At 73.7% G+C, this 23,636-nt stretch carries 22 protein-coding genes; 4 read left to right on the plus strand and 18 right to left on the minus strand.

The window, feature by feature from the left end:
* Positions 1 to 4: 4 nt before the first annotated feature.
* From murD to mraZ, 8 genes are all read right to left on the minus strand, one after another.
* Positions 5 to 1,429, minus strand: a complete 1,425-nt coding sequence (gene murD / locus BUE48_RS14460; protein WP_041439769.1) for a UDP-N-acetylmuramoyl-L-alanine--D-glutamate ligase — start codon at positions 1,427 to 1,429, stop codon at positions 5 to 7.
* Complete coding sequence (gene mraY, locus BUE48_RS14465; RefSeq protein ID WP_012853255.1) at positions 1,411 to 2,490, minus strand: phospho-N-acetylmuramoyl-pentapeptide-transferase; 1,080 nt, start codon at positions 2,488 to 2,490, stop codon at positions 1,411 to 1,413. The genes murD and mraY overlap by 19 nt, the downstream gene beginning before the upstream one ends.
* Positions 2,487 to 3,914 carry a UDP-N-acetylmuramoyl-tripeptide--D-alanyl-D-alanine ligase gene (locus tag BUE48_RS14470; RefSeq protein WP_012853256.1) on the minus strand — a complete coding sequence of 476 codons (1,428 nt, stop codon included), beginning with the start codon at positions 3,912 to 3,914 and terminating at the stop codon, positions 2,487 to 2,489. The genes mraY and BUE48_RS14470 overlap by 4 nt, the downstream gene beginning before the upstream one ends.
* Complete coding sequence (locus tag BUE48_RS14475; RefSeq protein WP_041439772.1) at positions 3,911 to 5,455, minus strand: UDP-N-acetylmuramoyl-L-alanyl-D-glutamate--2,6-diaminopimelate ligase; 1,545 nt, start codon at positions 5,453 to 5,455, stop codon at positions 3,911 to 3,913. The genes BUE48_RS14470 and BUE48_RS14475 overlap by 4 nt, the downstream gene beginning before the upstream one ends.
* 84 nt (positions 5,456 to 5,539) lie before the next feature.
* Entirely contained in the window at positions 5,540 to 7,252 is a 1,713-nt protein-coding gene (locus BUE48_RS14480) for a peptidoglycan D,D-transpeptidase FtsI family protein (RefSeq protein ID WP_483754781.1), read from the minus strand.
* Between the two features lie 412 nt (positions 7,253 to 7,664).
* A complete protein-coding gene (gene ftsL / locus BUE48_RS14485) occupies positions 7,665 to 8,246 on the minus strand; it encodes a cell division protein FtsL (RefSeq protein WP_012853259.1) in 582 nt (193 codons plus the stop codon).
* Positions 8,243 to 9,256 (minus strand): 16S rRNA (cytosine(1402)-N(4))-methyltransferase RsmH, encoded by a 1,014-nt coding sequence (gene rsmH, locus BUE48_RS14490; protein WP_012853260.1) that lies wholly within the window; start codon positions 9,254 to 9,256, stop codon positions 8,243 to 8,245. The genes ftsL and rsmH overlap by 4 nt, the downstream gene beginning before the upstream one ends.
* 308 nt (positions 9,257 to 9,564) lie before the next feature.
* Positions 9,565 to 9,996: a division/cell wall cluster transcriptional repressor MraZ gene (gene mraZ, locus BUE48_RS14495; RefSeq protein ID WP_012853261.1), complete on the minus strand. Its 432-nt coding sequence runs from the start codon at positions 9,994 to 9,996 to the stop codon at positions 9,565 to 9,567.
* A gap of 475 nt (positions 9,997 to 10,471) precedes the next feature.
* Between mraZ and BUE48_RS14500 the strand changes: the two genes are divergently transcribed.
* The 3 genes from BUE48_RS14500 to BUE48_RS14510 are packed head-to-tail and all read left to right on the plus strand — an operon-like array spanning position 10,472 to position 15,251.
* Positions 10,472 to 11,497: an AAA family ATPase gene (locus BUE48_RS14500; protein ID WP_502694614.1), complete on the plus strand. Its 1,026-nt coding sequence runs from the start codon at positions 10,472 to 10,474 to the stop codon at positions 11,495 to 11,497.
* Positions 11,498 to 11,536: 39 nt separating this feature from the next.
* Complete coding sequence (locus BUE48_RS14505; RefSeq protein ID WP_012853263.1) at positions 11,537 to 12,784, plus strand: DUF58 domain-containing protein; 1,248 nt, start codon at positions 11,537 to 11,539, stop codon at positions 12,782 to 12,784.
* Between the two features lie 34 nt (positions 12,785 to 12,818).
* Positions 12,819 to 15,251, plus strand: a complete 2,433-nt coding sequence (locus tag BUE48_RS14510; RefSeq protein ID WP_286990131.1) for a transglutaminase TgpA family protein — start codon at positions 12,819 to 12,821, stop codon at positions 15,249 to 15,251.
* Between the two features lie 320 nt (positions 15,252 to 15,571).
* On the opposite strand, the gene BUE48_RS14515 is transcribed toward BUE48_RS14510, so the two are convergent.
* From BUE48_RS14515 to BUE48_RS14555, 9 genes are all read right to left on the minus strand, one after another.
* Complete coding sequence (locus tag BUE48_RS14515; protein ID WP_012853265.1) at positions 15,572 to 15,976, minus strand: SCO2097 family morphological protein; 405 nt, start codon at positions 15,974 to 15,976, stop codon at positions 15,572 to 15,574.
* Between the two features lie 146 nt (positions 15,977 to 16,122).
* Complete coding sequence (locus tag BUE48_RS14520; protein WP_012853266.1) at positions 16,123 to 17,391, minus strand: DNA polymerase IV; 1,269 nt, start codon at positions 17,389 to 17,391, stop codon at positions 16,123 to 16,125.
* Between the two features lie 19 nt (positions 17,392 to 17,410).
* Positions 17,411 to 18,184: a methyltransferase gene (locus tag BUE48_RS14525; protein ID WP_012853267.1), complete on the minus strand. Its 774-nt coding sequence runs from the start codon at positions 18,182 to 18,184 to the stop codon at positions 17,411 to 17,413.
* 20 nt (positions 18,185 to 18,204) lie between these two features.
* A complete protein-coding gene (nusB, locus tag BUE48_RS14530; RefSeq protein ID WP_012853268.1) occupies positions 18,205 to 18,621 on the minus strand; it encodes a transcription antitermination factor NusB in 417 nt (138 codons plus the stop codon).
* Positions 18,622 to 18,700: 79 nt separating this feature from the next.
* A complete protein-coding gene (gene efp / locus BUE48_RS14535) occupies positions 18,701 to 19,258 on the minus strand; it encodes an elongation factor P (protein ID WP_012853269.1) in 558 nt (185 codons plus the stop codon).
* Positions 19,259 to 19,311: 53 nt separating this feature from the next.
* The gene (locus BUE48_RS14540) at positions 19,312 to 20,394 is read right to left on the minus strand and encodes a M24 family metallopeptidase (protein WP_012853270.1); all 1,083 of its coding nucleotides are present in this window, start codon (positions 20,392 to 20,394) and stop codon (positions 19,312 to 19,314) included.
* Between the two features lie 155 nt (positions 20,395 to 20,549).
* Positions 20,550 to 21,596 carry an LLM class F420-dependent oxidoreductase gene (locus BUE48_RS14545; protein WP_286990134.1) on the minus strand — a complete coding sequence of 349 codons (1,047 nt, stop codon included), beginning with the start codon at positions 21,594 to 21,596 and terminating at the stop codon, positions 20,550 to 20,552.
* Positions 21,597 to 21,669: 73 nt separating this feature from the next.
* Positions 21,670 to 22,332, minus strand: a complete 663-nt coding sequence (locus BUE48_RS14550; RefSeq protein WP_012853272.1) for an enoyl-CoA hydratase/isomerase family protein — start codon at positions 22,330 to 22,332, stop codon at positions 21,670 to 21,672.
* Between the two features lie 34 nt (positions 22,333 to 22,366).
* The gene (locus tag BUE48_RS14555) at positions 22,367 to 22,570 is read right to left on the minus strand and encodes a hypothetical protein (protein ID WP_012853273.1); all 204 of its coding nucleotides are present in this window, start codon (positions 22,568 to 22,570) and stop codon (positions 22,367 to 22,369) included.
* Between the two features lie 102 nt (positions 22,571 to 22,672).
* On the opposite strand from BUE48_RS14555, the gene BUE48_RS14560 reads away from it, so the two are divergent.
* Entirely contained in the window at positions 22,673 to 23,248 is a 576-nt protein-coding gene (locus tag BUE48_RS14560; protein ID WP_041441887.1) for a TetR/AcrR family transcriptional regulator, read from the plus strand.
* A gap of 16 nt (positions 23,249 to 23,264) precedes the next feature.
* Here the strand turns inward: BUE48_RS14560 and BUE48_RS14565 are convergent, their stop codons facing one another.
* Entirely contained in the window at positions 23,265 to 23,630 is a 366-nt protein-coding gene (locus BUE48_RS14565) for a DUF2834 domain-containing protein (RefSeq protein WP_286990136.1), read from the minus strand.
* Positions 23,631 to 23,636: the final 6 nt, after the last annotated feature.

The raw sequence follows: 23,636 nt of genomic DNA on the forward strand, positions 1-23,636 counted from the left end.
GCGGCTACCCGTCGGCCCGCCCGTCGCGGCCGGCCAGCCGGCGCACCGCCGCGGCGAACGCCTCCCCGCGGGCGCCGTAGCTGGTGAACATGTCGAAGGAGGCCCCGGCGGGGGCCAGCAGCACGGTGTCGCCCGGCCTGGCCAGGCGGGCGGCTTCGGCGACGACGATGTCCATCGTCCCAGTGTGGGTGTCGGGGATGTCCACCACCGGGACCTCGGGCGCGTGTCGCGCCAGCGCCTCGGCGATCTTGGCGCGGTCGGCGCCGATGAGCACCGCCGCGCGCAGCCGCGGCGCGCACGAGCGCACCAGCTCCGTCACGTCGGCGCCCTTGAGCAGGCCGCCGGCGATCCACACCGCCGACTCGCAGGCGGCCAGCGACGCGGCCGCCGCGTGCGGGTTGGTGGCCTTGGAGTCGTCGATGTAGTCGACCCCGTTCACGGTGGCCACGTGCGCGATGCGGTGCGGGTCGGGCACGAACGCCCGCAGCCCTTCGGCGACGGCCTGCGGCGGCACGCCGTGGGCGCGGGCCAACGCGGCGGCGGCCAGGGCGTTGGCGACGTTGTGGGGGGCGAAGGGCCGCACGTCCGACAGCTGCGCCAGCTCGGCGGCCTCCCGCCGGGGGTCGCCGGTGAACGCCCGGTCCACCAGCAGGTCCTCCACGACGCCCAGCTGCCCGGGGGCGGGGATGCCCAGGGTGAAGCCGACGGCGCGTTCGGCGCCGGCGGCCAGGCGGGTGCTGATCTCGTCGTCGGCGTTGAACACCGCCACGGTGCCGGGCGCGTAGATCTTGCCCTTGTCGGCGGCGTAGGCCTCCAGGGAGCCGTGCCAGTCCAGGTGGTCGGGCGCCACGTTGAGCACCGCGCCCGCCTCGGGGGCCAGGCTGGAGGACCAGTGCAGCTGGTAGCTGGACAGCTCCACGGCCAGCACGTCGCAGGAGGGGTCCAGCGCCGCCTCCACGATGGGGGTGCCGACGTTGCCGACGGCCGGCGCCCGGTGCCCGGCGGCGCGCAGGATGCACGCCAGCATCCGCACCGTGGTGGTCTTGCCGTTGGTGCCGGTCAGCGCCAGCCAGGGAGCGGCGCGCCCGCCGTCCTCCCGGCTCAGCCGCCAGGCCAGCTCGACCTCGCCGTAGATCTCCACGCCGGCCGCGGCGGCGGCCGCCGGCAGCGGCGCGTCCGGCCGCCAGCCGGGCGAGACCACGACCAGGTCGGTGCCCTCCGGCAGTGCGTCCCCGTCGCCCAGCCGCACCTGCACGCCGCACTCGCGCAGCTCGCCGGCCTGCTCGCGGGCGGCCGCATCGTCGCGGGCGTCCACGACGGTGACGCGGGCGCCGCGGGCGGCCAGCGCCCTGGCCGCCGCCCGGCCCGAGATCCCCAGCCCGGCCACGCAGACCGGGCGATCCTTCCAGCTCACCCCTTGGGCATCCATTCCAGGTAGAACAACCCGACGCCGATCGCCACGAACAGCGCCGACATCAGCCAGAATCGCACGACGATGGTGGTCTCGGCCCACCCCGACAGCTCGAAGTGGTGCTGCAGCGGGGCCATCTTGAACACCCGTTTCCCGGTGCCGGTCAGCTTCTGGGTGACCCGGAACACCCCGACCTGGATCATCACCGACAGGGTGATCATCACGATCAGGCCGGCCAGGATCGCCAGCAGGAACTGGGTGCGGGTCAAGATGGCCAGGCCCACCAGCACGCCGCCCAGGGCCAGCGAGCCGGTGTCGCCCATGAAGACCTTGGCGGGCGGGGCGTTCCACCACAGGAAGCCGAACACACCGCCGAGCACCGCGGCGGCCACCACCGCCAGATCCAGCGGGTCGCGCACGCTGTAGCAGTTGGGCGCCAGCGCGTCGTTGAAGCAGCTGTTGCGCAGCTGCCAGTTACCGATGATCACGTAGGCGGCCAGCACCATGGCGGCCGGGCCGGCGGCCAGGCCGTCCAGGCCGTCGGTCAGGTTGACCCCGTTGGAGACCGCGGCGATCAAAAACAGCGCCCACAGCACGAACAGGTAGGGCCCGATGGAGGGGCCGAAGTCGCGCAGGAACGACAGCTGGTCGGTGGCCGGGGTGACGTCATAGCCGTTGGGGAAGTTCAGCGAGGCGACGGCGAAGACCACCCCGACCAGGATGATGCCGATCATCTTGGCGCCGCTGCGCAGGCCCAGGCTGCGCTGCTTGAACACCTTGATGTAGTCGTCGACGAAGCCGACCAGGCCCAGCCCGGCCATCAGCATCAGCACCAGCAGCCCCGACACCGTGGGCGGGGTCCGCGTGAAGACGTGCGCGGCGGCGTAGCCGACCAGCGAGCCGACGATGAAGACCGTGCCGCCCATGGTGGGGGTGCCGCGCTTGTCGTAGTGGGCCGACGGCCCCTCTTCGCGGATCATCTGCCCATAACCGAGGCGGCGCACGATGCGGATCCACAGCGGAGTTCCCACCATGCCGATGAACAGTGAGAACGCCGCGGCCAGGATGATGTTCCTCACCGGGCGGCACCTCCATCGGCCTTGCGCTCGCCGGCGGACGCCAGCAGCCCCTGGGCGACCCGTTCCATCCCCGCGACACGGGAGCCCTTCACCAGCACGACGTCCCGCGGACGCAGCCGCTCGCTGAGCGCGGTCACCGCCGCGCCGACGTCATCCACCTGTACGCACTCTCCCGTCCATGACCCCGCCTGCCTGGCCCCGTCGAGCAGCGGAGCCGCCGCCTCGCCCACGGCGACCAGTCCGGCGTATCCGTTGCGCGCGACATGCTGCCCGATCTTCTCGTGTTCCGCCACAGAACGGGCGCCGAGTTCCGCCATTTCGCCCAAGGCGGCGAAAGCGCGGCCGCCGGCGGCCCGCGCCATGTGCGCGACCGCCTCCAGCGCGGCGCGCATCGACTCGGGGTTGGCGTTGTAGGCGTCGTTGACCACCGTGACCCCATCGGGCCGTTCGGTGACCTCCATCCGCCAGCGGCTGAGTGGGGCGGCCTGGGAGAGCGCCCGGGCGATCGCCTCCACCGCCATCCCGGCCCGCAGCGCCACCGCGGCGGCGGCCAGCGCGTTGCCGACCGCGTGCCGGCCGTGCAGCCGCAGCTCCACCGGTGCCGAGCCGCGGGGGGTGACCAGGGTGAAACGCGGCCGGCCCCGCGCATCCAGCGTCTCGTCGGCGGCGCGCACATCGGCGTCGGCGGCCCGGCCGAAGGTGAGGACCTCGGCGGCGGTGCGGGCGGCCATCGCCCGCACCAGGGGGTCGTCGGCGTTCAGCACGGCGGCGCCGTCGGCCGGCAGGGCCTCCACCAGCTCGCCCTTGGCCCGGGCGATGGCCTCCCGGTCGCCGAACTCCCCCAGGTGGGCGCTGCCGACGTTCAGCACCACGCCGATGCGCGGCGGCGCCACCCGGCACAGGTAGGCCACGTGCCCGATGCCCCGGGCGCCCATCTCCAGCACCAGGTGCCGGGTCTGCTCGTCGGCGCGCAGCACCGTCAGCGGATGCCCGATCTCGTTGTTGAACGAGCCCTCGGCGGCGACGGTGGGCCCGTGCCGCCGCAGCACCTGGGCGATCAGGTCCTTGGTGGAGGTCTTGCCCGCCGACCCGGTGACCCCGACCACGGTGACCTGCGGCAGGCGCGCCAGCACCCCGCCGGCCAGCCGGCCGAGGGCGGCCACCGCATCGTCCACGATCACCGCGGGCAGCGCCGGGTCGTCCAGGGGACGCTGGGCCAGCACCCCGGCGGCGCCGGCGGCCACCGCGGCGGCGGCGAAGTCGTGCCCGTCGGCGCGCTCGCCGCGCAGCGCCACGAACAGCGCGCCGGGGACGACGGCCCTCGAATCGATGACGACCGGGCCGGTCACCAGGGCGTCCTCGGCGCCCGGCGTCGCCTTTCCGCCGGAAAGCAGCGCGATCTGCGACAGCGCAAGTGGGATCACCGCTGGGCCACGTCCCTTCCGTCCGCCTGGGCCACCAGCCGGCGCAGCTCGGCGCGGACGACCTCGCGGTCGTCGAACGGCAGGACCCGGCCGGCCACGTACTGTCCCTGCTCGTGCCCCTTGCCGGCGATGACGACCACATCGCCGCGCCGGGCCCGGCCGAGCGCCAAGGCGATCGCCGCGGCGCGGTCGGGCTCGACCACCAGGTGCGCCCGCTCGGCCTGCGGCACCTTGAGCACGCCCTCGACCATAGCGGCGAGGATCGCCAGCGGGTCCTCGGAGCGGGGATTGTCGTCGGTGAGCACCGCCACATCGGCCAGCCGGGCCGCCGTCTCGCCCATCAGCGGGCGTTTGCCGCGGTCCCGGTCGCCGCCGCAGCCCAGCACCACGATCAGCCGTCCGGCGGTGACCTCGCGCAGGGAGGTGAGCACCGCCTCCACGGCGCCGGGTTTGTGGGAGTAGTCCACCAGGGCGGTGAAGTCCTGGCCCTCGTCGATGGGCTCCAGGCGGCCCGGCACGCCGGTCAGCGTGCCGACCCCGGCCGCCGCGACCTGCAGCGGCAGCCCGGCCTCCACCAGCGCGACGATGGCGGCCAGCGCGTTGGCGACGTTGAACGGGCCGGGCAGCTGGATGGAGACGTCGGCCTCGATGCCGCCGGGCCCCACCAGGCGGAAGACGCTGCCGTCGGCGCCCAGCCGCACATCCTCGGCGCGCCAGTCCGCCGACGGGTCGCCGGCCGCCGAGAAGGTGGTCAGCGGGACCTGGGCGATGCGGGTCAGCTCCCGGCCGTAGCCGTCGTCGACGTTGACGACGCCGACCCGGCTGTAGGCGGGGGTGAACAGTTTGGCCTTGGCGGCGAAGTAGTCCGCCATGGTGGCGTGGTAGTCCAGGTGGTCCTGGGAGAGGTTGGTGAAGACCGCCACGTCGTAGCAGGTGCCGCCGACCCGTCCCTGGGCCAGGGCGTGACTGGAGACCTCCATGGCCGCCGCGCCCACGCCCACCTCCCGCATCTTGGCGAAGATGGCGTGCAGGTCGGTGGCCTCGGGGGTGGTCAGCGAGCTGGGCAGCCGGGTGTCGCCGATGCGCATCTCCACGGTGCCGATCACCGCGGTGTCCACCCCGGCGGCGCGCAGCCCGGCCTCCAGCAGGTAGACGGTGGTGGTCTTGCCGCTGGTGCCGGTCACTCCGATCAGGCTCAGGTCGCGGGCCGGGTCCCCGTACACCCAGGAGGCCGCCTCGCCCAGGCGGGCGCGGACGTCGTCGGTGACCAGCACCGGCAGCCCGGTGGCGGCGGCCCGGTGGCGGCCGGCCGGGTCGGTCCAGATCGCGACGGCGCCGGCGGCGGCGGCCTGGGCGGCGAACTCGGCGCCGTGGGCGCGGGTCCCCGGCAGCGCGACGTACAGGTCCCCCGGCAGCACCTGCCGGGAGTCGTGGGTGATGCCCGTCACCGCGACCTTGGCCAGGCCGGGCCCGTCCGCCTGAGCGGACAGCAGCTCGACCAGCCCCAGCAGCGGGCGGGCGGGATTGGTGGTCGGGCGCATCATGGTTCTTTCGCGGCGGTCAGCGGGCCGGACGTCGCTACGGCGACACGGCGGGAAGATACTCGCTCACCGTACCGATCGTGGTCAGTCTCGGGCGTAGATTCTGATCTTCGGCGCCGTTCCCCCGGTGGGCGGGATCTTCCGGGTCTTCAACGCAAAGGACATCACGTCCCGGAACACCGGCGCGGCGATGTCGCCACCATAGTGGCTTCCCTTCGTCGGCTTCTGCAGGACGACCTGGACCACCAGCTGCGGGTCGTCGGCGGGGGCGAATCCGGCGAAGGAGGCGGTGTAGCCGCCGCCCTTGTAGCAGCCGCAGCGCGGGTTGACGATCTCGGCGGTGCCGGTCTTGCCGGCCACCCGGTAGCCGGGGATGGCGGCGGCCGGGGCGGTGCCCTCGGCGCCGGTGGCGCCCTCCAGCATGCGGATGATCTCATCGGCCGTGCGCTCGCTGATCACCCGCCGCCGGGCCGGCTCGGGGGAGGGGGTGAAGCGGCCGTCGGGGCCGATGGTGCCGGCGACCAGGGTGGGCGTGACGCGGACCCCGCCATTGGCGATGGTGGCGTACACGCTGGCCATCTGCAGCGCGTTCACCGAGACGGTCTGGCCGAAGGAGATGGGGTAGCGGTCGGTGCCCGACCACTGGGAGGGCGGCTTGAGCTGGCCGGGGGTCTCGCCCGGCAGGCCCACCCCGGTCTTCTCGCCGAACCCGAAGGCGCGCAGGTAGCCGTACAGCTCCTGGTCGGTGATGGTCTCGCTGGCCAGGATGGTGCCGACGTTGCTGGACTTGGCCAGCACGCCGGCGAAGGTCATCCGCCGGGTGGGGTGCGGGCTGGAATCGTGGAAGACCCGGTCATAGCGGCGGATGGAGTAAGGTACCCGGTACACCGTGTCGGGCGTCACCCCGCCCTTTTCCAGCACGGCGGCGGCGGTGATGACCTTGTTGGTGCTGCCCGGCTCGTAGGCGTCCTCGACGACCGGGTTGCGCCAGTTGTCGGCCTCGCTGTAGCGGTTGGGGTCGTATCCGGGGGCGGAGGCCATGGCCAGGATCCGCCCGGTGCGGGGCTCCATGACGATGACGCTGCCGTTGTCGGCCCCGGTGGCCTTGACCTGCTTTTCGATCGCCTGCTGGGCGTGGGCCTGCAGGTCGCGCAGCAGCGTCAGCCGCACGCCCTTGCCGGGCACCGGCGGCTGCTTGCTGTCCTGCCCCATGGGGATGTGCTGGCCGGTGGGGCTGATCTCCACGCGCTGCCAGCCGTCCTTGCCGGCCAGCTGGGAGTCCAGCGCCCACTCCAGCCCGGCGCCGCCCTTGCCGTCTCGGTTCACAAAACCTATGACGCCGGCGGCCAGGTCGTCGTTGGGGTAGATCCGCCGGTATTCGGGGAGGGTGTCGATGCCGGGCAGGCGCAGCGCCTCCACCATCCGGCCCTGGTCGGGGGCGATGCCCCGGGCCAGGTAGACGAACCGGCTGTTGGGGGTGCTGATCTTCTTGAGCAGCCAGTCGGCCTCCAGCCCCAGCAGCGGCGCCAGCGCCGAGACGATCCTCTGCCGCTGTTCGGGCTTGATCAGGTGCGGGTCGGCGAAGACCGCGCGGGCCTCCACGGTCTTGGCCAGCGGGTGGCCCTCGGCGTCGGTGATGTCGCCGCGCACCGCCGGCAGCTCCAGCTTGTGCAGCCGCTGCTGCAGGGCCCGGGCGGTGTAGACCTCCGAGTCGATGGTCTGCAGCTGCACCAGCCGTCCGGCGAACAGCGACAGCACGAACGCGATGGCCAGCAGCCCGGCGTTCAGCCGGCGCATCGGGTCGGCGCGGCGGAAGGACGGGCGGGGGCGGCGCGGGCCGCCGCCGGAGGTCCTGCGGGACCGGCCCGGACGTCCGGTGGAGGCGGTCGGGAGCCTGCGGACGGACGCCGCCTCGGTGCGCGCCGGGCGCCGGGCGGCGGACGGCGTCCGGCCCGCCGCGCCGGAGGACCGCCGGTCCCTGGCGGCGGGGCGGACGGGGGCGGAGTCGGCCGCCGGGCCGCGCCGGGCGGCNNNNTCCCGGCCGGCACGGTCGGATCGGCCGACGCGGTCGCCGCCGGCGGGCGGGCGGCCGCCCCGCCGTCCGGAGACGCGGGGCGGGCCGGCGCCGTCGTCGCCGCGGTTGCGCGGAGATCGCCTGCCGCCGCTCGGAGAACCTCCCGGACGGGTCGTCATGCGCTGCCCCCGGCGATCACGGTCGGGTGGCCGCGGAGGCCGCCTCACCGCCCGGGATGACCGCGCCGGGCACCCCGAGGGCGCCCGCCGCCGCGGCCGCGGCGGCCGCGGCGTGCGGGACGGGCCGCAGGCCGCCGCCCACCACCCGGCGGGTGTGCGGGTCGATGAAGGCGACCTGGGTGGGTTGCTCCATGCCGAGGTTCTCGGCCTTGCGGGCCAGGCGCTCGGGGGACTCCTCGCGGGCGATCTCGCTTTCCATGGCCTGCTTTTCCTGTTGGAGCAGCTTGACGTTGCGCTGCAGCCGGCTCAGCTCGAAGGCGTCCTGGGCGAGCACCGTGTTCAGCAGCAGCAGGCTGACCAGCGCGCCGGCGAGCAACCCGATGATCAGCAGCACGAACGGAGTCCGCGGCGGGGCCGCCGGCCGCGCCGGCCCCCACTCCTCGGCCCGTCGTCCGTCCCGGGCGGCCCGTTCCCCGGCGCGGGGCCGCCGCTGCGGCGGGGCGGCGTGCGGGCGCTGGGAAACGGCCCGGCCGGAGCGGGCCGGACGCCGGGACGGGCGCCGGGTGGGGCGCGACCCGGGGTCGGTGGTCGTGGTCATGCCCTGCCTCCTGGACCCGCCGGTGCGGCGACCGGCTCGCCGATTCGCTCGGCCGCGCGCAGCCGGGCCGAGGCGGCGCGCGGGTTGGCCGTGATCTCCTCCTCGCCGGGCGTCTCGGCGCCCCGGGTCAGCAGCCGGAAGGTCGGCCGGTGCTCCGGCAGCGAGACGGGCAGTCCCGGCGGGGTGGTGTCGGTGCTGCAGGCCGTCAGCACCCGCTTGGTGATGCGGTCCTCCAGCGAGTGGTACGACAGCACCGCCACCCGGCCGCCGACGGGCAGCGCCTGCAAAGCGGCCGGCAGCGCCCGCTCCCAGATCGCCAGTTCGCCGTTGACCTCGATGCGCAGTGCTTGGAAAGTCCGTTTGGCGGGGTTGCCGCCGCTGCGGCGGGCCGGTGCGGGGATGGCCTGGCGCACCAGCTCGGCCAGCCGCCCGGTGGAGCGCAGCGGCGCGCGGCGGCGTTCGCGTTCGATCGCGGCGGCGATGCGCCGGGCGTGGCGTTCTTCGCCGTACTCGCGCAGAATGCGGGCCAGTTCCTCGGGCGGGTAGCCGTTGACCACGTCGGCGGCGGTCAGCGGCTGGGTGGGGTCCATCCGCATGTCCAGCGGGGCGTCGTAGGAGTAGGCGAAGCCGCGTTCGGCCTCATCCAGCTGGGGGGAGGAGACTCCCAGGTCGAACAGGATCGCCTCGGCGTGCGGCTCGCCCAGCTCCGCCAGCACGCGGGGAAGCTCGTCGTAGACGGCGTGCACCAGGCGCACGCGGTCGGCGAAACGCGCCAGGCGGCGGCCGGCGCGTTCGATGGCGGAGGGGTCGCGGTCCAGCCCGATCAGGCGCAGTCTCGGATGCGCCTGCAGCATGGCCTCGGCATGGCCGCCCATTCCCAAGGTGGCGTCGACATAGAGCGGGTCGCGCCCGGCGGGGGCGGATTCGACGGCGGGGGCCAGCAGGGACAGGACGCGGTCGAGCAGTACCGGTATGTGGCCGGCCTGCGCCGCGCAAGCGCTGTCCTGCACGTCCTTACCCCCCCTTGTACCGCCACAGTCGGCCACGGCTCGCACGAGGACTCGGTGGCCGCATGATGCGACGGCTCACCGTCCCGGCCCCGTCGGTGCGGGGTCGCCGTGTCCCGTGGGTGCCCCCGAGAACCGGCCACCTCGTCCGGCCAGGTCCCCATCCGCTGCCCTGATATGGGAGGCCGCCGCGTCACCGCGGAGGCGAGCGTCACCTGACACCGGGGAAGCTGCGTCAGCTGACCGGAGAGCGGCTGGAGACCTGGCCGAACGTCGGCCGTGCCGGTCTGTTGCGACCGGCGCAGGAACGATCACAAGATCCCGGGCATCACCTCCTCCGACAGATCCGCGAAGGCGGGCTCCTGGGCCTCCAGGTACTTCTGCCACGCCCGGGCGTCCCAGATCTCCAGACGGGTGTTGGCCCCGATGACGGCGCAGTCCCGCTCGAGACCGGCGTAGGCCCGCAGCGCCGGCGGTATGGTGATGCGCCCCTGCTTGTCGGGGACCTCGTCACAGGCGCCGGCGAAGAAGACCCGGCTGTAGGCCCGCAGGGCCTTGTCGGTGAGCGGTGCGGTGCGCAGGGCCTCGGTGATGCGCTGGAACTCTGCCACGGGGAAGACGTAGAGGCAGCGTTCCTGGCCCTTCGTGATCACCAATCCCCCCGACAACTCCTCGCGGTATTTCGCCGGCAGGAACAGCCGTCCCTTCTCATCAAGACGCGGAGTATGGGTGCCCAGAAACACCGGCCCACCTCCCCGCGCCGCGTAGGGCGCGACCGGCCCCCCACGCGGCTCCACTCTACTCCACTCCTCCCCACCGTCAACTGCCTAAACCCGTGTCTCATTGCGTCTCAGGCGACAAAACCGCAGCTCAAAAGGGGGTGGTGAGAAGTGGTGCACGGCCGGGCCCCGCAGCGGCCCTCCCCGGCGGCCTCCCGGCCCGGCACGGCGCCAAGCGAGGGCGCAGAAGGCGGGCATGGCGAGTGCGCGAACAAAACGGCCAAGTCCCCTGGCTGTGCCGATCCCCACGGACTCGCCGCGGAGCGGCAGAATGGTGACTCTCCCGCCGCGCATGAAACATCGCGGCGGAACGACCGGACGACGTACTGTCGTTAAGCCAGACAAAAAGCATGTGCATCGCCTCGCAGGAGACCACATCCAGGGCCGGCGGTCCTTATCCGGTGGTCGGCACCGCGGCAGGGGTGGCGGAGGAGGGTTTGTGTCAGTAGGGACGCATGGCGAGTCATATGTGAATCCCCCCGCACCCGCCCCCGAAGCGTCCCGAAACGGCGGCGTAGGGCTGGACGATCTGGTGCAGATCGCAACCAAGATCCGCAACGCCGTGGAGTCGGTCGTGGAAGGCAAGCCCCGGGCCGTCCGGCTGGCGCTGACGGTGCTGCTGGCCGAGGGGCACCTGCTGATCGAGGACGTGCCGGGCGTGGGCAAGACGCTGCTGGCCAAGGCGTTGGCGCGGTCCATCGACTGCTCGGTGCGGCGCGTGCAGTTCACCCCCGACCTGCTGCCCAGCGACATCACCGGGGTGAGCGCCTACAACGCCGAACGGGGCGAGTTCGAGTTCAAACCCGGCCCGGTCTTCGCCAACATCGTGGTCGGCGACGAGATCAACCGGGCCTCCCCCAAGACCCAGTCGGCGCTGCTGGAGTGCATGGAGGAACGGCAGGTCACGGTGGACGGCGCCACCTACCCGCTGGAGTCGCCGTTCATGGTGATCGCCACCCAGAACCCGGTGGAGATGGAGGGCACCTACCCGCTGCCGGAGGCCCAGCGGGACCGGTTCACCGCCCGGATCTCCATGGGCTACCCGGACCCGGCCGCCGAGCTGGAGATGATCGACTCCCATGGGCGGTCCTCGCCGCTGGAGCGGCTGACCCCGGTGGCGCACGCCCACGACGTGCGCGCCCTGGCCGAGGCGATCCGCCAGGTTCACCTGTCGCCGGGGGTGCGCCAGTACGCCATCGACCTGATCACCGCCACCCGCAAGCACCCGGATCTGCGGCTGGGCGCCTCGCCCCGGGCGACGCTGCAGCTGGTGCGGGCGGCCCGTGCCTACGCCGCGCTCGACGACCGCGACTATGTGGTGCCCGACGACCTGCAGGCGCTGGCCGTCCCGGTGCTGGCGCACCGGCTGCTGCCGACCCCCGAGGCGCTGCTGGAGCGGCGCACCCCCGAGCAGGTGGTGGCCGCCCTGGTGGAACGGCTGCCGGTGCCCGGTCCGCGCCGCTGAGCCGGCCCGGCGGCGGCTCGGCGACGGGAGAATGCGGACGTGAGGAGAACGCTCAGCGGCCTGACCACGCGCGGCAGGTCCTTCATGGCCGCCGGGGTGACCGCGATCGTGTGCGCGTTCGTGCTCGGGGAGCGGGACCTGCTGCGCGCCGGGATGCTGGTGCTGGTGCTGCCGCTGCTGTCGGCGGTGATGGTCGCGCGGACCCGCTACCGGCTGGTGTGCGCCCGGCGGCTGGCGCCCGCCAGGGTGCCGGTGGGGCACGAGGCCCGGGTGGACCTGCGGCTGCAGAACGTCTCGCGGCTGCCCAGCGGGCTGCTGCTGGTGGAGGACCGGGTGCCGTACGCCCTGGGCGGGCGGGCCCGGTTCGTGATCGAGCGGATCGAGCCGCAGGGGTCGCGCGAGCTGAGCTACCGGGTGCGCTCGCAGGTGCGCGGACGTCACCGGGTGGGCCCGCTGACGGTGCGGCTGGCCGACCCGTTCGGGCTGGTGGAGCTGGTCCGCTCCTTCAGCGTGGCGGACCGGCTGACCGTCACCCCGCAGGTGGTGGAGCTGCCGGCCGGGCGGCCGCCGGGCGGATGGGGCGGAGGCGGCGACAGCCCGGCCCGCGCGCTGGCCGGCTCCGGCGAGGACGATGTGGCGCCCCGGGAGTACCGGCACGGCGACGACCTGCGGCGGGTGCACTGGCGGTCGACCGCGCGCCGCGGCGAGCTGATGGTGCGCCGCGAGGAGCGGCACCGGCGCGACAGCGGCACGCTGCTGCTGGACACCCGGGCCCGCGCGCACCCCGGGGAGGGGCCGGCCGGGTCGTTCGAGCAGGCGGTGTCGATCGCCGCCTCGGTGGGCGTGCATCTGAGCCGGGCCGGGGTGGGGCTGCGGCTGGTCACCGACGCCGGGCGGTCGCTGGAGGCCTCGGCCGCCTTCGAAAGCGCGCTGCTGGACCTGCTGGCCGGGGTGCGGCCCTCCAAGAGGAGCTCGCTGAACCGCGGCCTGGCCGAGCTGACCGGCGGCGGTCCGGGCGAAAACGGCGCAGGACCGGTCATCGCGGTGCTCGGCGCGCTGGAGGAGCAGGAGGCGCAGGCGCTGGCGGCGCTGCGGCGCGGCGCCGCCGCCCATGTGGCGATCATGGTGGATCAATCCGGTGACCGGCGCCGCCCGAGCGACCGGGCCGCCCGGCTGCTGCGCGCCGCGGGCTGGCAGGTGACGGTGGTCGCCTCGGCCGCCGAGCTGCCCGCCGCCTGGATCGCCGCCGACCGGGCGCCCCGCCGGCAGGCCCGAAGCAGTCCGTAAGGCCCGACGGCGTTCAGGGGGACGGGAGCCGCTCATGCGCGTGCATTTGACGATCGTCGCCGCGGTGGCGACGCTGCTGAGCTCGATCGGGCTCTATCCCCTGTTCGAGGGGACCGGCTGGGCCTGGTCGGGGGTGGGCGCCATCGCGACGGTGGCGGCGGCGGGCGCGCTGTCGCGCCGGCTGCGGCTGCCGGCGGTGGCCGACTCGCCGGTCGCCCTGTTCTTCCTGCTGGCCTACCTCACCCTGCGGTACGCCCCCGGCCAGGCGCTGCTGGGCGCAGTGCCCACGCCCGCGTCCCTGGCCCGGCTCGCCGAGCTGGCCGGCGAGGGGTGGGAGACGGCCAACCGGTACGCGGCGCCGGTGCCGCCGGGGCCGGGCATCGAGCTGCTGGCCACCTCGGGCATCGGCGCGGTGGCCGTCATGGTGGACCTGCTGGCGGTGCGGCTGCGCCGGGCCGCCGCGGCCGGGCTGCCGCTGCTGGCGCTCTACAGCGTGCCCGCCGCGATCCGCGAGGAAAGCCTGAGCTGGGTGGCGTTCGCGCTGGGCGCCGCCGGGTTCCTGTGGCTGCTGCTGATCGACTCCCGGGAGCAGACGCGCGCCTGGGGCAGGCCGGTGCCGCCCCGCTCCGCGGCGGCGCGGCGGATCCGGCCGCATCCGATGGCCTCCTCGGGCAACCGGGTGGGGCTGGCGGCGGTGGCGATCGCGGTGGCGGTGCCCACCGTGGTGCCGGGGGTGCACCCGCGCGGGCCGTTCGGGCTGGGCGCCGGCGCCGGGGAGAGCGGCTCACAGACGGTGACCACCCCCGATCCGTTGGTCAGCCTGAAGCGGGAGCTGACCCGCCAAAGCGACGAGGTCGTGCTCGTCTACCGCACCGACGACCAAGCCCCCGACTATCTGCGGCTGTTCGCGCTCGACCGGTTCGACGGGGACCACTGGACCTACAGCCCGCTGCAGAGCTCGCCGCGCGACCGGATCACCGAAGGCCGCCCCCTGCCGGCCCCGCCCGGTTTGTCGGCCGTGCGCAGCCGCCCGGTCACCACGCGGATCTCGGTGGCCTCGCACGTACGGAACATGAACTTCCTGCCGGTCCCCTATGCGCCGGCCATGGTGTCGATCGGCGGCGACTGGCGGGTGCACGCGCCGTCGCTGATGATCTACTCGCTGCGCGACGAGGCCGCCGGACGCACCTACACGGTCTCCAGCCTGCGCGCCGAGCCCACTCCCCGGCAGCTGGCCCAGGCCCCCTCCCCCGCCGCGGAGGTGCTGCGCCGGTACCTGGGGGTGCCCGGTGACCTCCCCCCACAGGTGCGGCGGTTGACCGAGCAGATCACCGCCGGGGCCCGGTCGCAGTACGAGCAGGCGCGCCGGCTGCAGCGCTGGTTCACCACCGGCGACCGGTTCGTCTACGACACCAGCGCGATCGCGCCCCGGGCGACCTCTGACCTGGTGGACTTCCTGCTGGTCAACAGGCGGGGGTACTGCGAGCAGTTCGCGGCGTCGATGGCGTTGATGGCCCGGCTGCTGGGCATCCCGGCCCGAGTCGCCATGGGGTACACCTCCGGGACGCAGGCCCCCGACGGACGCTGGGTGGTCCGCTCCCGGGACGCGCACGCCTGGCCGGAGCTGTACTTCGAGGGCGCCGGCTGGGTGCGGTTCGAGCCGACCCCGGCCGGGCCCGGCGGGCAGGGCAGCGCCACCGTCCCCTCCTACACCCGGGAAAGCGGCGAGGACAACCGGCAGCCGCAGGCCAGTGCCCCGGACGCCGCCGAGCCCTCCCCCTCTCAGGCCGCGCAGACCCCGGACGCCACGCCCGGCGCCGGCCGTCTCGCCGACCGGGACGCCCCGCAGGCCGGGCGGGAGATGGCGGCCGATGCCGCAGACGGCGGCGGTCCGTTCGGCTGGATCGCCGCCGGCCTGCTGACGGCGCTGGTCCTGAGCGCCCCGATGGCCGCCCGGTCGCTGGCGCGGCGGCGGCGCTGGGCGCAGGTGGCGCCGGCCGGCGCCGCCGGGCGGCGGCTCGCAGGCGGCGGACGGGGCGGGGGCCAGGCGCCGTCCGATCCGGGTGCGGCCGCGCACGCCGCCTGGCGGGAGCTGCGCGCCGAGGCCATCGATCACGGCCTGGCCTGGCGGTCCGGTGAAAGCCCCCGGGCCACCGCGCGCCGGCTGAGCCGGACGCTGGAGCCGGGTTCACCGGCCGTCGCCGCGCTGGAGCGGTTGGCCAGGGCAGAGGAGCGGGCCCGCTATGCGCGCGTCCCCGCCCCCGCCGACACCCTGGGCGAAGACATCCGGATCGTGCGGGAGGCGTTCGGGGCGGCGGTGGACCGGCGCACCCGCTGGCGGGCCCGGCTGGCCCCGCCCTCGACGATGGAGGGCCTGCGGGAGGGCGCCGCACGGTTCGCGGCCGATCTGGGGCGCTTCGATGCTCGCCGGTTGGGCGTGGTCTTGCGCCGCGTCTTCCGTCGCTGATCGCCCGCCCGCCGGAAGGGGCGCTCTGCGTCGCGCGTCAAGCGCCCGGCGCTTGAGCCTTTGGACGCCCGCGGTGGACGGCGCCTTGCGGGCGGAGATGAGTCTTGCGGGCGGAGGTGACGGGTGCGAGGCGTCGCTGATGGGGACGTCCGCCGAGCCGGCGCAGACCGCCTGCGCAGGGCGGGCATGCCGCGCAGACGAAGCGGCCCCGGGAAGGCATGGCGGATCCGCGGCGGGACCCGGTGTTCTCGGGGCGCTGGGAATGCTTGAGATGAGGAGGGTTCTGCGGCCGGCCGTTCACGGGCGGCGGCCGGCAAGGGTCACTGGCCCTCCATGCGGCGGCGCCAGCGCTCCTCCAGGCGCTCCATGAAGCCGCCCCGAGCCGGCCGGCGGACGCCGCCCAGGCGCGGGCGGGCGGCCGAATCGGGGTCGGTGCCGATGCCCGCCATGCGCTTCCAGCTGGTCAGGCCCCACACGCAGCAGAGCACCATGAGCAGGAAGCCGGCGACGCTGACCACGATCGTGGCGGTGCCCGCGTTGATGACCAGGCCCGTCATCAACACCACCACGCCCAGCACGAAACCGAGGACCGCCTTGACGATCCGGCGCTTGTAATGCACCTGAGGATCCTTGGCGCGGACGGCGTGCGCGAACTTCGGATCCTCGGCGTACAACGCCCGCTCGATCTGGTCGAGCAGACGCTGCTCGTGCTCAGAGAGCGGCACGGCGCCTCCCAACGACAGCCCCGCATCGGGGATCCCGATGACGGACGGAGAACTCAACGGTGATATGCCCACAATACGAGGCCCAACGAGTGTTCGAAAGGAAACCTCCACCGTGAGGTCATCGGCGGGTAGCCTCGACAACCTCTTTAAGCTCTCACGTCACTTCCGTCACAGTTGTCGCCACGCCCGCCGGGCCGGTCGACGAGCGAGGCGGGACGGACCATTCCCTTGCCGAAGCGCCGGACCACCTGGTCCACCGCGCGTTCGGCCTCCCGCCAGGAGTTTTCCGCCTCGTCCAAGGCCAGTTGCCGCGGGGTGCGCCCGGGTGGAGTGAGGTTCTCCACACGGACGCCCACCAGCCGCAGCGGCACCCCCCTCAGCCCTGCGGCCTCGTACAACTCACACGAGGTGAGGTAGATCACCCGGGAGAGATCGGTGGGCTCGTCCAAGGTGCGGGCCCGGGTCAGGGTGCGGAACCGGTCGGTGCGCAGTTTGACGCCGATGGTCCGGCCGGCGAGCCCGGCGGCCCGCAGCCGCGCCCCGACCCGTTCCGACAGCCGCAGCAGCTCCCGCCGGATCAGCTCGGGGTCGGCGATGTCGCGTTCGAAGGTCTCCTCGGCGCCGATGCTCTTGTCGGGCGAGTGCGGGGTGACCGGCCGCCGGTCGCGTCCCCAGGCCAGTTCGTGCAAGTGCTCGCCCAGCGCATCGCCCAGCTCGCGGCGCAGCGCCGCCACCGGGTAGCGGGCCAGGTCCCCCACGGTCCGCAGGCCCAGGCGGCGCAGCCGCTGCTCGGTGCGCTCCCCCACTCCCCACAGCACGGCCACCGGCAGCGGGTGCAGGAACTCCACCACCTGCTCGGTGGGCACCACCAGCAGGCCGTCGGGCTTGCAGCGGGTGGAGGCCAGCTTGGCGACGAACTTGGTGGCGGCCACCCCCACCGAGCAGGTGATGCCCTGCTGCGCGGCGACCTGCGCGCGGATGCGCCGGCCGATCTCCGCCGGCCGGCCCAGCAGCCGGCGCGCCCCGCTGACGTCCAAGAACGCCTCATCCAGGGCCAGCGGCTCCACCAGCGGGGTGACGGCCCGGAAGATCTCCATGATCTCGGCGGAGACGCGGGCGTAGACCTCGTGCCGGGGCGGCAGCACCACCGCCTGCGGGCACAACCGCCGGGCCCGGGCCATGGGCATCGCCGAGTGCACCCCGAAGGCGCGGGCCTCATAGGAGGCGGAGGCGACCACCCCGCGTCCGCCGGTCCCGCCCACGATCACCGGGCGCCCGCGCAGCTGGGGACGTTCCCGCAGCTCGACGCTGACGTAGAAGGCGTCCATGTCGACGTGCAGGATGCCGCAGCCGGTGTCGTCGGCCGGCGGGCCGGGCGGCGGCCCCGGGCGGGGCAGCTGCTGCTTGCGGCTCACCCGATCGAGGGTAGCCGGGCTACTTGCGGGCCAGCAGATGCAGCTGGGTGGCCAGATCGCGCAGCACCGGGTGGACGGACGCGGCCGTCTCCAGCTCGATCAGCGACTGCACGGCCTCCGCCTCGCCGTCCAGCAGCGCCCCCGGCACCAGGTCGGCGAAGATCCGCACCCCCTGCAGCTCGGCCACGCGCAGCCCGGCGCCCTCGGCCAGCTCCGTCAGCGTCTGCCGGGTGAAGCGCAGCGGCACCGGGTCGCGCTCACCCCACCGGCCGGCCGGGTCGGTCAGCGCCCGGCGGGCCTGATCGAAGTGGCCGGTCAGGGCGCGGTGCACGGCGGCGGCGAGCCGGCCGGCCACCAGCACGCTGACCGCCCCGCCGGGGCGGACCGTGCCGGCCAGCGCGGCCATCACCGCGGCCGGGTCGTCGGTGTACTCCAGCACGCTGTGGCACAGCACCAGGTCGGCCCGCCCGGGGCCGATCAGGTCCAGCAGGTCGCCGGCGTCGCCCTGCACCGACGCCACGGCGACGCCCGCCTCGGCGGCGCGGCGTTCCAGGGCGGCCAGCGCATCGGGGCTGGCGTCCACCACCGTCACCTTGTGCCCCAGGGAGGCCAGCGGAACGGCCAGGCCGCCGGTGCCGCCGCCGGCGTCGATCACTTCCAGGCCGCCCGGCCTGGTGCTCGCCAGCTCGTCCACCGTGCGGCGCAGCGCCTGCCACAGCACGGCGGTCCGCACCCGTCCGCTTCCCCGAGTGCCCATGATCACATCTCCGGCGCCGCCGATGGTGTCGGTCATGACACCACCCTAGACCGCGCCTACAGGGCCAGGGACGGCTTGAGCCGCTGCAGCCGGGACAGCAGCCCGTTGACGAAGCGGGGGGACTCGTCGGTGGACAGCTCGGTGGCCAGTGCCACCGCCTCGGCGATGGCCACGCCGTCGGGCACGTCGTCGACCCACAGCAGCTCATAGGCGCCCAGCCGCAACAGGTTGCGGTCGACGGCCGGCATGCGGTCCAGCGTCCAGCCGGTGGCGTAGGTGGCCAGCAGCTCGTCGATCCGCTCCCGGTGCTCCTGCACGCCCTCGATCAGCCGGACGGCGTGCTCGCGGGCGGAGATCTCGTCGGTGTTGGGACGGCCGCGCTGGGCGAGCACGTCGGTGGGCCGCTCGCCGCGCATCTCGGCGGCGTACAGGATGTCCAGGGCCAGCTTGCGGGCCTTGGTGCGTGCTGCCATTACCTCGCTCCGCTCAACGGCTCACCGCCTGCAGGGCGCGGCGGGTGGTCTTCCGCCGCGCCGCCGCCTTCGGCTGTCATCAGGCCCGGCCGAGGTACTCGCCGGTGCGGGTGTCGACCTTGACCTTCTCGCCGGTGGTGATGAACAGCGGCACCTGGATCTCGGCCCCGGTCTCCAAGGTGGCGGGCTTGGTGCCGCCGGTGGAGCGGTCGCCCTGCAGGCCCGGCTCGGTGTGGGTGACCTCCAGCACCACCGCGGCGGGCAGCTCCACATACAGCGGGGTCTCGTTGTGGAAGGCCACCACCGCGGTCTGCTCGGGCAGCAGGTAGTTGGCCGCGTCCCCCACGGTGGCCGCCGGGATGTGCGGCTGGTCGTAGGTCTCGGTGTCCATGAAGACGAAGTCCTCGCCCTCACGGTACAGGTACTGCATCTCGCGCTTGTCGACGCTGGCGACCTCGACCTTGACACCGGCGTTGAAGGTCTTGTCCACGACCTTGCCGGAGAGCACGTTCTTGAGCTTGGTGCGCACGAACGCGCCGCCCTTGCCTGGCTTGACGTGCTGGAACTCCAGGACGGTCCACAGCTGGCCGTCGAGGTTCAGCGTCATGCCGTTCTTCAGGTCGTTCGTGGTGGTCACGGTGCTTCTCCCGGTCGCGGCCCCGCCCGCCGGCCCCGGCCGGGCGGCCGGTGTCACACCACGAGCAGGTCCTTGGTCGTCTTGGTGAGGATCTCGGGCCCGTCCGCCCGGACCACCAGGGTGTCCTCGATGCGGACTCCGCCCCGGCCCGCAAGGTACACCCCGGGCTCGGCGGTGATCGGAACCCGACCGCTCAGTTTACCGGTCTTGCCGTACCCCAAGAGCGGCGCCTCATGGATCTCCAGGCCCACTCCGTGCCCGAGCCCGTGCGGGAAGTCGGCGCCGTGCCCGGCCTCGTCGATCATGTTCCGGGCGGCGGCGTCGACGTCGTGGACGTCGGCGCCGGGGACGATGGCCTGCAGCGCGGCGCGCTGGGCCGCGGCGACCAGCTGGTAGATCTCGCGCTGCCAGTCGGCGACGCGGCCGATGGCCACGGTGCGGGTCATGTCGGCGTGGTAGCCGCCGCAGCGGGCGCCGAAGTCCATGGTGACCAGGTCGCCTTCGGCCAGGGGGCGATCGCCGGGGCGGTGGTGCGGGATCGCGCCGTTGGGGCCGGCGGCCACGATCGACTCGAAGGCCGGCGCTTCGGCGCCCAGGTCCACCATGCGCCGTTCCAGTTCCACCGCCAGCTGCCGTTCGGTGAGGCCGGGCCGGATCAGCGGCAGCACGGCCGCGAAGGCCTCGTCGGTGATGGCGCACGCCTGCCGCAGCAGGGCGATCTCGCTTTCGTCCTTGACCGTGCGCAGCTGCTCGACCCGGCGGCCGAGCGGGACCAGGGACGTGCCCTCCCCGGCCTTCTCGGTCAGTTCGGCGTGCCGTTCCACGGTCAGGTCGTGGGCTTCGAAGGCCAGCGTGCGCACTCCCGCGCCGGCGGCCCGTTTCAGCAGCGTCCCGGCGGTGTCGCGGTCGATGACGGTCTCCAGGCCGGGGCAGAGCGCGGCGGCGGTGCCGGCGTAGCGGGAGTCGGTGGCCAGCACCGCCTCCCCGTCGGCGGGCACCAGCAGCGCGGCGTTGGAGCTGGCCAGCCCGGTCAGGTAGCGCACGTTCACCAGGCGGGTGATCAGCGCGGCGTCGTGGCCGTCGGCGGCGACCAGTCCGGCCAGCCGCCGCCGGCGCTCGGCGTGGAGATCGCTCATCGAAGTTCCGGTTCTTTCTCTGCGATCGCCCGTCCTCGGCCGGACGGGATCGTCGGTCCGCCTACCCCGGCCGGGGAGGAGGTGAAACCGCCTGCGCACCGGGGCCGCCCGGTCACCGGCGCCGGTGACCGGGCGGCTCTCGGCGCCTGGCGATCTCAGACCTCGGCGGCCAGCTCCTTGATCTTCTCGATCAGGGCCACGCGGGCCTTGTGGTCACCGGCGATCGGGGTGACGTTGAGCGTGGTGACGCCCGACTCCTTGAAGGCGGCCAGCCGCTCCTTGACGTAGGACTCCGGCCCGATCAGGGAGGTGCTGCGCAGCAGCTCCAGCGGGACCTTGGCGGCGGCCTCGTCCTTCTTGCCCGACAGGTACAGGTCCTGGATCTCCTCGGCCTCCTTCTCCCAGCCGTAGCGGCGGCACAGGTCGTTGTAGAAGTTCTTGCCCTTGGCGCCCATGCCGCCGATGTAGAGGGCGAGCATGGGACGGCCGAACTCCAGGTAGCCCTCGACGTCGTCGCCGATGGCCAGCGGGGCGGAGGCCACCACGTCCAGTTCGCCCAGGGAGGGGTCGCGCTTGGCCTTGCCGGCCGCCAGCGCCTCGCCCCACACGTCGGCGGCCTTCTCCGGCATGTAGAAGATCGGCAGCCAGCCCTCGGCGATCTCGGCGGCCATCTCCACGTTCTTGGGGCCGATGGCGGCGATCAGCACCGGGATGCGCTCGCGGACCGGGTGGTTGATCAGCTTGAGCGGCTTGCCCAGTCCGGTGCCCTTCTCCGGCGGCAGCGGCAGCTGGTAGTACTTGCCCTGGAACTGGACGCGCTCGCGCTTCCAGACCTGGCGGCAGATCTCGATGACCTCGCGGGTGCGGCCCAGGGGGGCGGTGTAGGGCAGGCCGTGGAAGCCTTCGATGACCTGGGGGCCGGAGGCGCCCAGGCCGAGGGTGAAGCGGCCGTCGGAGACGTAGTCCAGGCCGGCCGCGGTCATCGCCAGCAGGGTGGGGGTCCGGGTGTAGATCGGCAGGATGCCGGAGGCGATCTGCAGGCGTTCGGTCTTGGCCGCGATGTAGCCGAGCTGGCTGACGGCGTCGAAGCTGTAGGCCTCGGCGACGAACACGATGTCCAGGCCGGCCTTTTCGTAGTCGGCCAGCTCCTCCACGGTCTCCTTGAAGCCGCCCGAGTAGCTCAGTGACATCCCGATGCGCATCCGGCGTTCCTCCCCGGTGTAAACCGAATCTGGTTCAGCATGTGAACGACGAGCGTAGCCCGCCGTTTCCCCGTCACGACAGTGGGCCCCGCAGCGCCTCCAGGACCTGGGCGTACATGCGGGTGCGGATCTTGGCGACGGTCGGCCCGTCCTTGCCCGCCAGTCCCGCCGCCCGCTCCAGCGCGGCCGGCAGTACCTGCTCCTCGGGGACGGCCTGGGAGACGATCCCCGCCGCCAGCGCCTCCTGCGCGGTGTAGCGGCGTCCGGTGATCATCGCCTCGTGCGCGGTGACCTTGGGCAGCCTGGCCTGGATGAGGGCGCTCATGCCGGGGGTGAAGTTCATGCCCAGGTCGACCTCGGGCAGGCAGAAGAAGCCGCGGTCGGTGCGCATGACGGCGAAGTCGTGGCACAGCGCCAGCATGGCGCCGCCGGCGAAGGCGTGACCGTTGACGGCCGCCACGGTGGGCATGGGCAGCTCCAGCAGCCGGGCGAACATCTCCTGCACCCGCCGCAGATAGTCGCCGAGCTTGTCGCGGTTGGCGCCGAGCCAGTCCAGGTCCAGCCCGTTGGAGTAGAACTTGCCGGCCCCGACGGTGACGAGCGCGCGCGGTCCCTCGGCCTTCTCCGCGGCGTCCAGGGCCTCCAGCACGCCGTCCAGGAATCCGGGGCTGAAGCGGTTCTCCCCCTCCTCCAGCCGCAGGACGAGCACGTCTCCGTCGCGCTGCAGATCGATCATGCCGCTCTCTCCTTCCCAGGCGGTCCCCACGACCCTACTGGGAGGCGGCCGGCGAGAAGATCATGCGGGTGGCGGTCCCGTGCGCCGCCGGCCCGCCCGCCCCGCCGGTGATGCGGCCCCGGCGGTGGACGGCGGTTCCCTCGCGGCGCGGTCCGCCCACGCCGCCCAGCCGCGCGGCGCCCTGCGCGCACGGCTCCCGGAGCCGCTGCAGGCCGTCCCGCTGCCGCGTGTCCGCCATGTCACCGCCCTCTCTGTATGACGACCGTCATAGACACGTTTTCCTATGACACTCGTCATGGTCAAGTCGACATCCCTATGACGAATGTCATAATCAATGACCATGGCAACCGACAGCCGGGAGCGCATGGTGCGCAGCGCCGCCTACCTGTTCCGTGAGCGCGGCTACAGCGGGACGGGGTTCCGCGACGTCATCGCGCACAGCGGGGCGCCGCGCGGGTCGATCTACCACCACTTCCCCGGCGGCAAGGTGCAGCTGGCCCAGGAGGCGGTGCGGTACGCCGGCGAGTTCCTCAACGCCGGCATCGAAAAGGCCATGGAGGGCGGCGACCCGGCCGCCGCCGTGGACGCCTTCGTGGGCTGGTGGCGCGGGGTGCTGATCAAAAGCGGGTTCCGGGCCGGCTGCCCGGTGGCGGCCGTCACCGTCGAGTGCCACGACGAGGTCCCGCAGCTGGCCGAGGCCGCCGCGGCGGTGTTCGACCGCTGGCAGGACACGCTGGCCACCGGCCTGGCCAACGCGGGCATCCCCGACGCGCGGGCCGCCCGGCTGGCCCGGCTGATCGTGGCGGCGGTGGAGGGCGCCACCCTGCTGTGCCGGGCGCACCGCGACGTGCGGCCGCTCGACGACGTGGTCGCCGAGCTCAAGGAACTGACCCGCGCCGCCGTCCGGGACCGCTGACGGCGCGGCCGGACCGTCAGGCGGAGGCGGCCGCTTCGGCCCGGCGGGCGGCGATGCGCAGCTGGCGGGCGATGAGGAACAGCGGGAAGGTGACGCTGATGGCGATGAGCGCCGAGCCGATCACATACGCCCACACGTGGCGGACGCCCCACCGGCGCGCCTCGTTCACCATGAGCACCACCGCGGCCAGCGCCACGAACACCACGTCGTTGGACAGCGAGGCGGCGGCCGGGTTGGCCCAGGCGCCCTCCAGGAAGCCCACGAGCCCGCCGTTGCCGTCCTGGAGGAAGAAGCGGATGTTCTGCGACCAGGTGGCGATCAGCGCACCGGCGGCGATGACCGCGTAGATCCCGCACAAAATCTTGTCCCGCCGCCGCAGCATAAGCGG

Origin of the sequence: Thermomonospora sp. CIF 1 (assembly GCF_001896795.1) — a bacterium.
Taxonomy (GTDB): domain Bacteria; phylum Actinomycetota; class Actinomycetes; order Streptosporangiales; family Streptosporangiaceae; genus Thermomonospora; species Thermomonospora curvata.

Excerpts from the sequence above, each read along its gene's own strand:
- murD (WP_041439769.1), bottom strand. The coding sequence starts at position 1,429 with ATGGATGCCCAAGGGGTGAGCTGGAAGGATCGCCCGGTCTGCGTGGCC.
- BUE48_RS14475 (WP_041439772.1), bottom strand. The coding sequence starts at position 5,455 with ATGCGCCCGACCACCAATCCCGCCCGCCCGCTGCTGGGGCTGGTCGAG.
- BUE48_RS14480 (WP_483754781.1), bottom strand. The coding sequence starts at position 7,252 with ATGCGCCGGCTGAACGCCGGGCTGCTGGCCATCGCGTTCGTGCTGTCG.
- ftsL (WP_012853259.1), bottom strand. The coding sequence starts at position 8,246 with ATGACCACGACCACCGACCCCGGGTCGCGCCCCACCCGGCGCCCGTCC.
- BUE48_RS14510 (WP_286990131.1), top strand. The coding sequence starts at position 12,819 with ATGCGCGTGCATTTGACGATCGTCGCCGCGGTGGCGACGCTGCTGAGC.
- BUE48_RS14525 (WP_012853267.1), bottom strand. The coding sequence starts at position 18,184 with ATGACCGACACCATCGGCGGCGCCGGAGATGTGATCATGGGCACTCGG.
- nusB (WP_012853268.1), bottom strand. The coding sequence starts at position 18,621 with ATGGCAGCACGCACCAAGGCCCGCAAGCTGGCCCTGGACATCCTGTAC.
- BUE48_RS14540 (WP_012853270.1), bottom strand. The coding sequence starts at position 20,394 with ATGAGCGATCTCCACGCCGAGCGCCGGCGGCGGCTGGCCGGACTGGTC.
- BUE48_RS14545 (WP_286990134.1), bottom strand. The coding sequence starts at position 21,596 with ATGCGCATCGGGATGTCACTGAGCTACTCGGGCGGCTTCAAGGAGACC.
- BUE48_RS14550 (WP_012853272.1), bottom strand. The coding sequence starts at position 22,332 with ATGATCGATCTGCAGCGCGACGGAGACGTGCTCGTCCTGCGGCTGGAG.
- BUE48_RS14555 (WP_012853273.1), bottom strand. The coding sequence starts at position 22,570 with ATGGCGGACACGCGGCAGCGGGACGGCCTGCAGCGGCTCCGGGAGCCG.
- BUE48_RS14560 (WP_041441887.1), top strand. The coding sequence starts at position 22,673 with ATGGCAACCGACAGCCGGGAGCGCATGGTGCGCAGCGCCGCCTACCTG.
- BUE48_RS14565 (WP_286990136.1), bottom strand. The coding sequence starts at position 23,630 with ATGCTGCGGCGGCGGGACAAGATTTTGTGCGGGATCTACGCGGTCATC.